The following is a 13,170-nucleotide window of genomic DNA, read 5'->3' on the forward strand; positions in this document are numbered from 1 at the left end:
GCCAGACATGCCCTTCAACCGCTTGCGCAGCTTCCTACACCATCCCCCGACTAAATGCTAGAATCCCCGCCCATCATGCGGTCATTCTTCGTTATGGCCGAACATTCCTTCAAACAGTGCATCCCATGCTGAAGAAGTTGTTCCAGTCATTCCGTTCTCCCAAGCGTCATACGCAACACATTCGCAGTACGCCTGAAGTGCTCAACAGCGGCCAACATTCGCTGCAAAAGGCACAATTCAGCCGTTACGCGGTGAATATCGTCGAACGCCTGCAGAACGCCGGTTACCAGGCTTACCTGGTCGGCGGCTGTGTGCGAGACATGCTGCTCGGCATCACGCCGAAAGATTTCGACGTCGCCACCAGCGCCACGCCTGAACAGGTACGCGCCGAATTCCGCAACGCGCGGATCATCGGTCGGCGTTTCAAACTGGTGCATATCCACTTTGGCCGCGAAATCATTGAAGTCGCGACCTTCCGCGCCAATCACCCGCAAAACGACGAGGACGAAGACAGCAACCAATCGTCTCGTAATGAAAGCGGGCGCATTTTGCGCGACAACGTCTACGGCACCCTGGAAGAAGACGCGCAACGCCGCGACTTCACCATCAACGCCTTGTATTACGACCCGGTCAGCGAGCGCATTCTCGACTACGCCAACGGCGTACACGACATCCGCAATCATCTGATCCGCCTGATCGGCGATCCGAAGCAACGCTACCAGGAAGACCCGGTGCGGATGCTGCGGGCCGTGCGTTTCGCCGCCAAGCTGAATTTCGGCATCGAAAAACACAGCGCCACGCCGATCCGCGAACTGGCGCCGTTGCTGCGCGAGATCCCGTCGGCTCGTCTGTTCGAAGAAGTGCTCAAGTTGTTCCTCTCCGGCTATGCCGCGGACACCTTCGAAATGCTGGTCGACCTGCAGTTGTTCGATCCGCTGTTCCCGGCCAGTGCGGCAGCGTTGGAGTACAACCCGACCTACACGCACACGCTGATCAGTGAAGCGCTGATCAACACGGACCTGCGGATCAAGCAGAACAAACCGGTCACCCCGGCGTTCCTGTTTGCCGCCCTGCTCTGGCCTGCCCTGCCGGCCCGTGTGTTGCGCCTGCAAGAACGCGGCATGCCGCCGATTCCGGCGATGCAGGAAGCCGCTCACGAGTTGATCGCCGAACAGTGCCAGCGCATCGCCATTCCGAAACGCTTCACCATGCCGATCCGCGAGATCTGGGACATGCAGGAGCGTCTGCCACGGCGCAGCGGCAAACGCGCCGACCTGTTACTGGACAACCCGCGGTTCCGCGCCGGTTACGACTTCCTGCTGCTGCGTGAAAGCGCCGGTGAGCAGACCGATGGCCTGGGCGAATGGTGGACCGACTATCAGGACGCCAACGACAGCGAACGCCGGGACATGATCCGCGACCTCAGCGGCAAGGACGACGGTACCGGCGCTCCACGCAAACGTCGCCGCAGCGGCGGCGCCAAGCGCAAGCGCGCTGCCGGCGCACCGAGCGCTACAGGCGAATAAGCCATGGAACGCATCTACATCGGCATGGGCAGCAATCTGGCTGACCCCGCCGAGCAGTTGCGCAGTGCTGTCACAGCGCTGGCGCAATTGCCGCAAACCGAACTGGTCGGTGTTTCCGGGTTTTATCAAAGCGACTCGCTGCTGCCCGGCCAACCGCGTTACACCAACGCGGTCGCCGCGCTCGACAGCCACCTGGCGCCGCTGGACCTGCTGGATGCGCTACAAGCCATCGAGAACGGCCAAGGCCGCGAGCGCCTTGAACGCTGGGGTCCGCGCACGCTGGATCTGGACATCGTGCTGTTCGGCGATCGATTGATCGACGAACCTCGCCTCAAAGTTCCCCACTATCACCTGCAGGAACGGGCCTTTGTGCTCTATCCGTTGGCCGAGCTGGCACCTGCGGATTTGCGTCTGGCCGATGGCCGCACCCTCACAGAATTACTCGCCACCTGCCCGTTCGTCGGGTTGGAACGCCTCTCTCAAAATTGACAAACAACCCTGTGGGAGCGGGCTTGCCCGCGATAGCGACTTTACATTCAACATCAATGTTGACTGATAGTCCGCCATCGCGGGCAAGCCCGCTCCCACAATGGTTTCTGTCGTATCAAAGATTTGCAGCAGCAAAAATCTGCTGAATCGCATCAGTAACGCCGGTAACACCCCACGCGTAACAATGCGGTAACACACGCAATTGACTTCCCGGGTTCTCCTCACGACTATAGGCGTCCCGCTGCCGCCAACGCGGCGCCAAAGGGCGCAATCCAGGCCTTACAAGCACCACGAAAGAAGGTGCGCCTGTATAAATGACGAATCACGCGCGTTACTCGCAGTAGTTTCCATAGCGCCTGTAATGAGGATTTTTTTCATGCCAGCCATCACCCTGACCACGCTCCAGAGCCTCAAGCAGAAAGGTGAAAAGATCACCATGCTGACCTGCTATGACGCGACCTTCGCCCATGCCTGCAATGAGGCCGGGGTTGAAGTGCTGCTGGTGGGCGACTCCCTCGGCATGGTCTTGCAAGGTCACGACAGCACGCTGCCGGTAACCACCGCTGAAATGGCCTACCACGTGGCAGCCGTCAAACGCGGCAACACCGATGCCCTGATCCTCGCCGACCTGCCTTTCATGGCCTACGCCACCATTGAACAAACCATGACCAACAGCGCCCTGTTGATGCAGGCCGGTGCGCACATGGTCAAGGTTGAAGGCGCATTGTGGCTCGCGGACTCGATCCGTCTGCTGGCCGAACGTGGCATCCCGGTGTGCGCGCACATGGGGCTGACACCGCAATCGGTCAACATCCTCGGCGGCTATAAAGTCCAGGGCCGCAACGAGAATCAGGCGCGGCAGATGCGTGCCGACGCGATTTCCCTGGAACAAGCCGGCGCGGCCATGCTGCTGCTCGAATGCGTGCCCAGCGAACTGGCTGAAGAAATCTCCCAGGCGGTGAAGATCCCGGTAATCGGTATCGGCGCCGGCAGTGGCACCGACGGCCAGGTACTGGTCCTGCACGACATGCTTGGCTTGTCCATTACCGGTCGCGTGCCAAAATTCGTGAAGAATTTCATGACCGGCCAAACCAGCATTCAGGCTGCCTTGAGCGCTTACGTCACTGAAGTCAAAGCGGTGACTTTCCCTGGCATCGAACACGGATTCTCTGCATGAACACCGTAAAAACCGTACGCGAACTGCGGGCCGCCGTGGCCCGTGCCCGTAGCGAAGGCAAGCGCATCGGCTTTGTGCCGACCATGGGCAACCTGCACAGCGGGCATATCGCGCTGATTACCAAAGCCACCCAACGGGTGGATTTCGTGGTCGCGAGCATTTTCGTCAATCCGCTGCAATTTGGTGCCGGCGAAGACCTCGACAAGTACCCGCGGACCCTGGCCGCCGATCAGGAGAAGCTGCTCCAGGCCGGTTGCCATCTGCTGTTCGCACCGACCGTCGAAGAAATGTACCCCGACGGCATGGCCGGCCAGACCCGCGTCAGCGTTCCGCAACTCTCCGAAGGTCTGTGCGGCGCCAGCCGTCCGGGGCATTTCGAAGGGGTGGCGACCGTGGTCAGCAAGCTGTTCAACATGGTCCAGCCGGATTTGGCGATTTTCGGCCAGAAAGACTTCCAGCAACTGGCGGTGATTCGCGCCCTGGTGCATGACCTGAACATGCCGATCCAGATCATCGGCGAACCCACCGTGCGGGCCGCCGACGGTCTGGCATTGTCGTCGCGCAATGGTTTCCTCAGCGAAGAACAGCGCGCCGTCGCGCCAGTGGCCTATCGCACCCTGACCCATATTGCCGATGCAATTAAACAGGGCGAGCGGGATTACCCGACGTTGATCAACGAGCAGATCAAGCAGCTCGAAGCCGCTGGCCTGCGTGCGGATTATCTGGAAATTCGCCATGCGCTGACCTTGCGTCCGGCGACGGCCGAAGATCGGGATCTGGTGATTCTGGTGGCGGCGTTCCTGGGCACGACGCGGTTGATCGACAACCTGCATCTGAACCTCGACGCCCCCGCATAAACACTACAAAACCCTGTGGGAGCGGGCTTGCCCGCGATAGCGATTTAACAGTCGACAGAGATGTTGACTGTTAGTACGCCATCGCGGGCAAGCCCGCTCCCACATTGGTCCTGTGTCAATTTCCACATCGTATTGCCGCCCTTCATGCCTTCGGGCAAACTGCCCGCCGTTCGATTCCGACCTGGGGAAACACTCATGCACGCCATCATGCTCAAGGCCAAGCTGCATCGCGCCGAAGTCACCCATGCAGTACTCGATTACGAAGGTTCTTGCGCCATCGACGGCGAATGGCTGGACCTGTCCGGCATCCGTGAATACGAACAGATCCAGATCTACAACATCGACAACGGCGAACGCTTCACCACCTACGCGATTCGTGGCGAAGAAGGTTCGCGCATGATTTCGGTCAACGGTGCCGCGGCGCACAAGGCCAAGGTTGGCGACCGCGTGATCATCTGCGCTTACGCCCACTACAACGAAGCCGAGCTGCTCAACTTCAAGCCGCGCATGCTCTACATGGCGCCGGGTAACGAGTTGAGCCACACCAGCAATGCCATTCCGGTTCAGGTCGCCTGATCGAGCCGACGCCCCTGTCAGCCTTCCGTTTGTCGGACCGCTCCCTGTTTAAATGTTAAAAAAGTACCGGGAGCAGGTCAGACAAAGTCAAGACAGATTGCAGCGCGAGGTTTACTGTATTCGCCCTGCGCCATGAAATCGTGTCGACGCAGTTGACCGGACGCCCACCCACAGTGCTCCGGGATTTATCGTGTTCAAAAGGCCGTTCAAGTAAAAAGGAAAACCGCAGCGATGGCGTACTACCGCACTCCTCATGACGTTACCGCTCTGCCCGCCTGGCAAGCGTTGAATGACCACCGCCAAGCCATGCAAGATTTCAGCATGCGCGAAGCCTTTAATGCCGATCCGCAGCGCTTTACTCAATTCACCCTTAGCAGCTGCGGCCTGTTTCTCGACTACTCGAAAAACCTGATCAACGCCGAGACCCGCAATCTGCTGGTGGGCCTGGCCAACGAAGTCGACCTCAAAGGCGCGATCAAAGCGCTGTTCGATGGCGAAATCGTCAACTCTTCCGAAGGCCGCCCCGCGCTGCACACCGCACTACGCCGCCCGGTGGGCGACAAGCTGTCGGTCAACGGCGTCAACGTGATGCCCGATGTACACAAAGTGTTGAACCAGATCACCGACCTCGTGGGCCGTATCCACGATGGTTTGTGGCGCGGTTACACCGAGAAGCCGATCACTGACGTGGTGAATATCGGCATCGGTGGCTCGTTCCTCGGCCCTGAGCTGGTGTCCGAAGCGCTGCTGTCCTACGCCCAGAAAGGCGTGCGCTGCCATTACCTGGCGAACATCGATGGCAGTGAATTCCACGAACTGACCATGAAGCTGCGCGCCGAGACCACACTGTTCATCGTCTCGTCGAAATCCTTCAACACCCTCGAAACCCTGAAGAACGCCCAGGCCGCACGCGCCTGGTACCTGGCTCAGGGTGGTTCGGAAGCCGAGCTGTACCGTCACTTCATCGCCGTTTCCAGCAACAATGCTGCTGCGGTGGCGTTCGGTATTCGCGAAGAAAACATCTTCCCGATGTGGGACTGGGTCGGCGGGCGTTACTCGCTGTGGTCGGCTATCGGTCTGCCGATTGCACTGGCCATCGGCATGTCGAACTTCAAGGAGTTGCTGTCCGGTGCCTACACCATGGACCAGCACTTCCAGAGCGCGCCATTCGAACAGAACATGCCAGTGCTGCTGGCGTTGCTCGGCGTCTGGTACGGCAACTTCTGGGGCGCGCAAAGCCACGCGATCCTGCCGTACGACCACTACCTGCGCAACATCACCAAACACTTGCAACAGCTGGACATGGAATCCAACGGCAAGAGCGTGCGCCAGGACGGCACGCCAGTGTCCACCGATACCGGCCCGGTGATCTGGGGCGGCGTCGGTTGCAACGGTCAGCACGCTTACCACCAGTTGCTGCACCAAGGCACCCAGCTGATTCCGGCTGACTTTATCGTGCCGATCGTCAGCTTCAACCCGGTGTCCGACCACCACCAGTGGCTGTACGCCAACTGCCTGTCGCAAAGCCAGGCGCTGATGCTGGGCAAGACCCTGGGCGAGGCCGAAGCCGAACTGCGCGACAAGGGCTTGAGCGAAGAGGAAGTACAAAAAGTCGCGCCGCACAAGGTGATCCCGGGCAACCGTCCGAGCAACACCTTGGTGGTCGAACGTATCAGCCCGCGTCGTCTTGGCGCACTGGTGGCGATGTACGAACACAAAGTCTTCGTGCAAAGCGTGGTCTGGGGCATCAATGCCTTCGACCAGTGGGGCGTGGAGCTGGGCAAGGAACTGGGCAAAGGCGTCTACAACCGTCTGGTCGGCAGTGAAGAAACCCCGGCCGACGATGCCTCCACCCAAGGCTTGATCAACTACTTCCGCGGTCGTCACCGCGGGTGATTTGACGCCAGTCCTGTAGGAGCGAAGCTTGCTCGCGAAGAACGATGACTCGGGGTATTTGATACACCGAGGCGCCTGCTTCGCGAGCAAGCTCTGCTCCTATAGGTTGGTGTTTGTTCTCGGTATTGAACCCTTTCCCCACTCGGCGCATCTTTATTACTTGTCGTAACAAGAATAAGGAACCGTCATGTTCGATATCAGCACGTTCCCCAAAGCCGATGCCGTCCGCCGGGCTGCACAGTTAAGTCAAGATGACTACCAACGCCTGTACCGCCAATCCATCGAGCACCCCAGTACCTTCTGGGCCGAACAGGCCACACGCTTTCTCGACTGGAGCGCGCCGTGGCAAACCGTCCAGCGTTATGACCTGAAAACCGGTGAGGCTAGCTGGTTCGCTGGTGGACAGTTAAACGTCAGTTACAACTGCATCGACCGTCACCTGGAAAAACGCGGCGATCAAATCGCGATCATCTGGGAAGGCGATGACCCCGCCGAATCCGCCCAGATCACCTACAAAAAACTCCATCACAACGTCTGCCGACTGGCCAACGTGCTCAAAAGCCGTGGCGTGAAGAAAGGCGACCGCGTGTGCATCTACATGCCGATGATCCCCGAAGCCGCCTACGCCATGCTCGCCTGCGCGCGAATCGGTGCGATTCATTCGGTGGTGTTCGGCGGCTTCTCTCCGGACTCGTTGCGTGACCGGATTCTCGACGCCGATTGCCGCACCGTGATCACTGCCGACCAAGGCGTGCGCGGCGGTAAATTCGTGCCGCTCAAACAGAACGTCGACAAAGCGCTGCAAAGTTGCCCCGACGTGAACACCGTGATCGTGGTCGAACGTACCCAAGGCCAGGTTAACTGGGTCGACGATCGGGACATCTGGTACCACCAGGCTTTGCGCGACGTCAGCGAGGACTGCCCGCCAGAGCCGATGGACGCCGAAGACCCGCTGTTCATCCTCTACACCTCCGGCAGCACCGGTAAACCCAAAGGCGTGCTGCACACCACCGGCGGCTATCTGTTGCAAGCAGCCATGACCTTCAAGTACGTGCTCGACTATCGCGACGGTGAAGTCTTCTGGTGTACCGCCGATGTCGGCTGGGTCACCGGCCACAGCTACATCGTCTACGGGCCGCTGGCCAACGGGGCGACCACTCTGATCTTCGAAGGCGTGCCGAGCTACCCCAGCACCTCGCGCTTCTGGCAGGTGATCGACAAGCACCACGTGAACATCTTCTACACCGCTCCGACCGCGTTGCGTGCGCTGATGCGTGAAGGCCCCGAGCCATTGAAGGAAACGTCCCGCGAGAGCCTGCGGTTACTCGGCACCGTCGGCGAGCCGATCAACCCGGAAGCCTGGGAGTGGTATTTCAATACGGTCGGCGAGCAGCGCTGCCCGATTGTCGATACCTGGTGGCAGACCGAAACCGGCGGCATCATGCTCAGCCCGCTGGTCAGCACCCAACGGATCAAACCCGGTTGCGCCACCCAACCGATGTTCGGCGTGCAACCGGTATTGCTCGACGAACATGGCAAGGAAATCAAAGGCGCTGGCAGCGGCATACTGGCCATCAAGTCCAGCTGGCCGGCGCAGATCCGCAGCGTCTACGGCGACCCGAAACGAATGGTCGAAACCTACTTCAAACCCTACCCCGGCTACTACTTCACCGGCGATGGCGCGCGTCGTGACGAGGACGGCGATTACTGGATCACCGGGCGTATCGACGACGTGATCAACGTCTCCGGGCACCGCATCGGCACGGCCGAAGTCGAAAGCGCGCTGGTGCTGCACGACAGCATCGCCGAGGCCGCCGTGGTCGGTTATCCCCATGACGTCAAAGGCCAGGGCATCTATGCCTTCGTCACGCCCATGAATGGCACCGAACCCAATGACGAACTGAAGAAACAATTGCTCGCACATGTCAGCAAGGAAATCGGCAGCTTTGCCAAACCGGACTTGATCCAATGGGCGCCGGCCCTGCCGAAAACCCGTTCGGGCAAGATCATGCGAAGAATTCTGCGCAAGATCGCCTGCAACGAACTGGACAGCCTGGGCGACACCTCGACCCTCGCCGACCCGAGCGTGGTGCAAGGGCTGATCGATCAACGCCTGAACCTGTAGGAGCGTGGCTTGCCCGCGAAAGCGGTGTGTCAGGCGACATTAATGTTGACTGTGCCGCCGTCTTCGCGGGCAGCCTCGCTCCTACAGGTTCAGGTACAGGTTCTTCATCGTCCAAGCTGTTAAACTCCCGCGCCCCCAATTCCCTCCTGCAAGGCGCCCAGCATGTCTTCCTTGAATCAGGCGCTGTGCGCCGCCCTTGATCGTCGCCAGGATTTGCTCGCCGAGCTGCATCAGCAAGGCACCGATTGCTATCGCCTGTTCCATGGCAGCCAGGAAGGCGCCGGCGGCCTGACCATCGACCGCTACGGCCCGCAACTGTTGGTGCAAAGCTTTCATCAGGCGCTGGAGCGCGACGCCCTGCTGCAACTGCACGAGACCGTCAATCAACAACTGGGCCTCGACACCCTGCTGGTCTACAACGACCGTTCCCGTGGCAACTCGCGCATCGACCGCGAAGACACCGTCTACCGCGCCGACGAAGCCGCCCTGCAAGACTTGATCGGTCACGAATGGGGACTGAACTACCGGGTTCGCGGGCGCCACGCCGGCCAGGATCCGTTGCTGTTTCTCGACCTGCGCAACGCTCGCGGCTGGGTCAAGGCGCACAGCAAAAACAAAAGTGTGCTGAACCTGTTTGCCTACACCTGTGGCGTCGGCCTCAGCGCCGCGGCGGGTGGTGCGAGCGAGGTGTGCAACCTGGACTTTGCCGAAGGCAATCTGGCGGTCGGCCGCGAGAACGGTCTGCTCAACCCGCAATTGCCGACGATGGAATTCATCCAGTCCGATTATTTCCCGGCGATTCGTCAATTGGCCGGCCTGCCGATCAGCCAGCGTCGGGGCCAGAAACTGCCGAGCTATCAACGTCTGGACCCGCGTCAGTACGATCTGGTATTGCTCGATCCTCCGGCCTGGGCCAAGAGTGCCTTTGGTACGGTCGACCTGTTGCGTGACTACCAGAGCCTGCTCAAACCGGCGCTGCTGACCACCGCCGATGATGGCGTGCTGATCTGCTGCAACAACCTGGCGAAGGTCAGCATGGACGATTGGCGCGAACAGGTTCTGCGCTGCGCAGAGAAGGCCGGGCGCCCGGTGCGTGAGTGGACAGCGCTGACACCGGGTGGTGATTTCCCGTCGATGGACCAGCAGCCACCGCTGAAAACGCTGATCCTGCAGCTCTGAAAATCCACGCCGATGATCAGATAAATCCTGTTAAGCGTGGTTGCTTCGGAACCGCAAACGCATGCCATACTCCAAGGCACTCCGATTCCGACAGATGAAGCCGCACATGCCCAAAGGATTGATTCGCGCTATCGGCGCCTTGTTGACTGCCCTGGCTCTTTATAGCCTGCTGGGGTTTCTGATTTTGCCGGGCATCGCGTTGCGGATTGCCAATCAACAATTGGCCAACTACGCCACGACACCCGCGACGATTCAGCGGATCGAACTCAACCCGTTCAGCCTTGAAGTCACCCTTTGGGGCTTGGTCATCGGCGAGCCGGGCAAGGAGCAAGTGGGCTTCGAACGTCTGTACGCCAACCTGCAGATCGACAGTCTTTGGACCAAGGCATTGCACCTGTCCGATATCGAACTGGACAAACCCAAGACCGAAATCCTCTTCGGCAAGGACGGCAAGCTCAACCTGCTCGGTCTGTTCAAAATCCCCGCCAGTGAACCGACCCCGGTCGATCCGGACGCCAAACCATTTCCGCTGCGCGTGGAGCGAATCAAACTGGCCAGCGGCTCCGTCCATTTCGAGGATGCCCGGCCCAGCGAACCCATCGAATTCCTCTACGACAAACTCGACTTCGAACTGAAGAACCTCAGCACCCTGCCCGAAGACAGCGCCGACATGACGTTGGTGGCCGTCGGCCCGGCAGGTGGACAGATCGACTGGACCGGTAACTTCAGCCTGATCCCGATCGCCTCCGAAGGTAAGCTGAAAATCACCGACGGCAAGATGAAATCCTTTTGGCCCTATGTGCGCGACGCTGTGCCACTCGCACTCGAAAATGGCGTCGTCAACCTCAGCACCGACTACAAGCTCAACCTGGCGAAAGAAACCGAACTGTTGTTGAACAACGTTGCCGTCAGCATTGCGCCCTTTGCCATCAAGACGCCGGACGGTCGACCGCTGGCGAAGCTCGAACGGCTGGACATCAGTGAAACCACCGTGGACCTGGCCAAACAGCAAGTGGTGGTCGGCAAGATCCGCAGTCAGAAACTGGAAACCTGGGCCGCCCTCGAAGCCGACGGGCAACTCGACTGGCAAAAACTGTTCGCCAGTCAGCCGTCCAAAGCGGCCAACAAAGCCAATGCCGAGCCAGCCAGCACACCGGCAGCAGCCGATTCGCCGAAGCCTGAACCGACCGCGCCGAGCAAGCCTTGGCAGGTGCTGCTCAAAGACGTGCAGCTACGCAATTATCAGGTGCACCTGGCCGACCGCAAGGCACAACCGGCGGTGGCGCTGGAGCTGGGTCCGCTGAACCTGGACCTGCAAAATTTCGACAGCCTCAATGGCTCACCTTTCAACCTCAAGCTCGACACCGGCGTGGGCAAGCAAGGCAAGCTCACCGCGGACGGTGTGGTCAATCTGGCCCCGATCAGCGCCAAACTGAACGTGCAGACCAAGGACATCGACCTGCGCGTCGCCCAGTCCTACATCAACCCGTTCATTCGTCTCGAACTGCGCAGCGGCATGCTGGGCAGTGATCTGGCGGTCGACCTGAAAAGCACCGAGCCGCTGGCGTTCAGCGTCACAGGCAAAGCCCAGGTCGATCAACTGCATACCCTCGACACCCTGAAAACCCGCGACTTCCTCAAGTGGCAACAGGTGGTGCTCGAAGGCCTGAACTATCAGCATGGCGACAGCTTGTCGATCGACAAGATCAACCTGTTCCAACCCTATGCACGCTTCATGATCAACGATGACCGCACCACCAACATCGATGACCTGCTGATCCCGCAACCGGCCGATGCCGGCGCAAAAACCGTCGCTGCCAAGCCGGCAGCCGGAAAAGACAAACCGCTGGGTATCCATATTGGCGGCATTGCCATCAATGACGGTTCGGCAAACTTCGCCGACTTCAGCCTGACCCCGAACTTCGCCACAGCCGTTCAACAGCTCAACGGGAAGATCGGCACCATCGACAGCCGACAGGCAAAACCGGCCAGCGTCGACGTCAAAGGCAAGGTCGACCGCTATGCGCCGGTGACCATCAAGGGTTCGGTCAACCCGTTCGACCCGATGGCCAGCCTGGACATCGCCACCAGTTTCAAACGGGTGGAACTGACGACGTTGACGCCCTACTCCGGCAAGTTCGCCGGTTACCGTATCCGCAAGGGCCGACTCAATCTCGACCTGCATTACAAGATCACCAACGGCCAGCTCCTGGCCGAAAACAAAGTGGTGGTCGAGCAGTTGCAACTGGGTGAAAAGGTCGACAGCCCGGACGCGGTGAGCCTGCCACTGAAATTGGCGATTGCCTTGCTCAAGGATGTCGACGGCAAGATTTCCATCGAGCTGCCAGTGAGCGGCGACCTGAACAACCCGCAGTTCAGTGTCATGCCGATTATCTGGCAGACCCTGCGCAACCTGATTGTGAAAGCGGCCGCAGCGCCATTCAAAATGATTGGCGGCCTGGTCAGTGGCGGTGGTTCGGAAGACTTGGGCACCGTGGCATTCGCACCGGGTTCAAGTGACCTGAGCAAAGACGCCGAAGCGGCGCTGGTCAAATTGTCCCAGGCGCTCAAGGAGCGTCCGGCCCTGCGCCTGGAAATCGAAGGCACCGCCGCCAAGAGCAGCGATGGCCCGCTGATTGCCGAGCAACGCCTGGAGCGGGAATACCAGTACAACTACTACAAAATGCTCCAGCGTCGCGGTGACAAGGTGCCGGCCCAGGCCTCATTACTGCAAGTGCCGGACAGCGAGAAAGGCCCGCTGCTCGAAGGGATCTACCGCACACGCCTGAAGACCCAGCCGCCCGCCGAATGGAAGGACTTGGGCAAGGAAGAACGCAGTAAAAAAATGCGTGAAGACGTGATTGGCTTCTGGAGTTCCAGCGAGGTGCTGTTGCGTCAACTGGGGCAAGAACGGGCCAGCAGCATCAAGGATTATCTGGTGGACAAGGGTCAATTGGCCGATGACCGCGTGTACTTCATCGATGCCAGCCTCGGTGAGGCAGAAAGCGATGGCCGCGTTGTCACGCCCATGCATCTGGATGCCGAGTGATGGGCGCACGTTGGCTTCTGAGCCTGGCGCTGTTGCTGGTTGCCGGCCAGGCAGCGGCGGCCGATACCTTGCGTTGCGGCAGTCAATTGATCAGCGTCGGGGACAGGTCCGGCGAAGTGCTGCAAAAATGCGGAGAGCCCGTTGCCCGCGATTTGTTGGGCTACAAACGCAGCGCCAATCGGCGGGAAGAGTTTCAGGTCGAGGAATGGACCTACGGCCCCAACAGCGGGATGTACCAGTACCTGCGCTTTGAAGGCAACCGGTTGGTTCGAATCACCAGCAAGCGTGGGAATTGA

The 13,170-nt window shown here is 59.8% G+C and carries 10 protein-coding genes; all 10 read left to right on the plus strand.

All coding sequences use genetic code 11. The features are described from left to right. Positions 1-125: 125 nt before the first annotated feature. Positions 126-1,526, plus strand: a complete 1,401-nt coding sequence (locus AB7M22_RS22400; RefSeq protein WP_008068509.1) for a polynucleotide adenylyltransferase PcnB — start codon at positions 126-128, stop codon at positions 1,524-1,526. Between the two features lie 3 nt (positions 1,527-1,529). Continuing rightward, positions 1,530-2,015, plus strand: a complete 486-nt coding sequence (gene folK, locus AB7M22_RS22405; RefSeq protein ID WP_454187813.1) for a 2-amino-4-hydroxy-6-hydroxymethyldihydropteridine diphosphokinase — start codon at positions 1,530-1,532, stop codon at positions 2,013-2,015. Between the two features lie 376 nt (positions 2,016-2,391). Beyond that, positions 2,392-3,192 carry a 3-methyl-2-oxobutanoate hydroxymethyltransferase gene (gene panB / locus AB7M22_RS22410; protein WP_008015100.1) on the plus strand — a complete coding sequence of 267 codons (801 nt, stop codon included), beginning with the start codon at positions 2,392-2,394 and terminating at the stop codon, positions 3,190-3,192. Continuing rightward, positions 3,189-4,049, plus strand: coding sequence for a pantoate--beta-alanine ligase (gene panC / locus AB7M22_RS22415; protein ID WP_454187814.1), 861 nt, complete (start codon positions 3,189-3,191; stop codon positions 4,047-4,049). The genes panB and panC overlap by 4 nt, the downstream gene beginning before the upstream one ends. 195 nt (positions 4,050-4,244) lie before the next feature. Next, positions 4,245-4,625: an aspartate 1-decarboxylase gene (gene panD / locus AB7M22_RS22420; RefSeq protein ID WP_008015102.1), complete on the plus strand. Its 381-nt coding sequence runs from the start codon at positions 4,245-4,247 to the stop codon at positions 4,623-4,625. A gap of 231 nt (positions 4,626-4,856) precedes the next feature. Then, positions 4,857-6,521 carry a glucose-6-phosphate isomerase gene (gene pgi, locus AB7M22_RS22425; RefSeq protein WP_008015103.1) on the plus strand — a complete coding sequence of 555 codons (1,665 nt, stop codon included), beginning with the start codon at positions 4,857-4,859 and terminating at the stop codon, positions 6,519-6,521. A gap of 187 nt (positions 6,522-6,708) precedes the next feature. Continuing rightward, positions 6,709-8,646 (plus strand): acetate--CoA ligase, encoded by a 1,938-nt coding sequence (gene acs, locus AB7M22_RS22430; RefSeq protein ID WP_454187815.1) that lies wholly within the window; start codon positions 6,709-6,711, stop codon positions 8,644-8,646. Positions 8,647-8,808: 162 nt separating this feature from the next. Beyond that, positions 8,809-9,825 (plus strand): class I SAM-dependent rRNA methyltransferase, encoded by a 1,017-nt coding sequence (locus AB7M22_RS22435; RefSeq protein ID WP_454187816.1) that lies wholly within the window; start codon positions 8,809-8,811, stop codon positions 9,823-9,825. 61 nt (positions 9,826-9,886) lie between these two features. Further along, positions 9,887-12,874, plus strand: a complete 2,988-nt coding sequence (locus tag AB7M22_RS22440; RefSeq protein WP_454187817.1) for a DUF748 domain-containing protein — start codon at positions 9,887-9,889, stop codon at positions 12,872-12,874. Next, entirely contained in the window at positions 12,874-13,170 is a 297-nt protein-coding gene (locus AB7M22_RS22445) for a DUF2845 domain-containing protein (protein ID WP_008015113.1), read from the plus strand. The genes AB7M22_RS22440 and AB7M22_RS22445 overlap by 1 nt, the downstream gene beginning before the upstream one ends.

It is taken from the genome of Pseudomonas sp. ADAK2 TE3594, from assembly GCF_053628675.1.

Coding starts and splice junctions, on each gene's coding strand:
- AB7M22_RS22445 (WP_008015113.1), top strand. CDS start 12,874: ATGGGCGCACGTTGGCTTCTGAGCCTGGCGCTGTTGCTGGTTGCCGGC.
- AB7M22_RS22435 (WP_454187816.1), top strand. CDS start 8,809: ATGTCTTCCTTGAATCAGGCGCTGTGCGCCGCCCTTGATCGTCGCCAG.
- AB7M22_RS22400 (WP_008068509.1), top strand. CDS start 126: ATGCTGAAGAAGTTGTTCCAGTCATTCCGTTCTCCCAAGCGTCATACG.
- panD (WP_008015102.1), top strand. CDS start 4,245: ATGCACGCCATCATGCTCAAGGCCAAGCTGCATCGCGCCGAAGTCACC.
- acs (WP_454187815.1), top strand. CDS start 6,709: ATGTTCGATATCAGCACGTTCCCCAAAGCCGATGCCGTCCGCCGGGCT.
- panC (WP_454187814.1), top strand. CDS start 3,189: ATGAACACCGTAAAAACCGTACGCGAACTGCGGGCCGCCGTGGCCCGT.
- folK (WP_454187813.1), top strand. CDS start 1,530: ATGGAACGCATCTACATCGGCATGGGCAGCAATCTGGCTGACCCCGCC.
- AB7M22_RS22440 (WP_454187817.1), top strand. CDS start 9,887: ATGCCATACTCCAAGGCACTCCGATTCCGACAGATGAAGCCGCACATG.
- panB (WP_008015100.1), top strand. CDS start 2,392: ATGCCAGCCATCACCCTGACCACGCTCCAGAGCCTCAAGCAGAAAGGT.
- pgi (WP_008015103.1), top strand. CDS start 4,857: ATGGCGTACTACCGCACTCCTCATGACGTTACCGCTCTGCCCGCCTGG.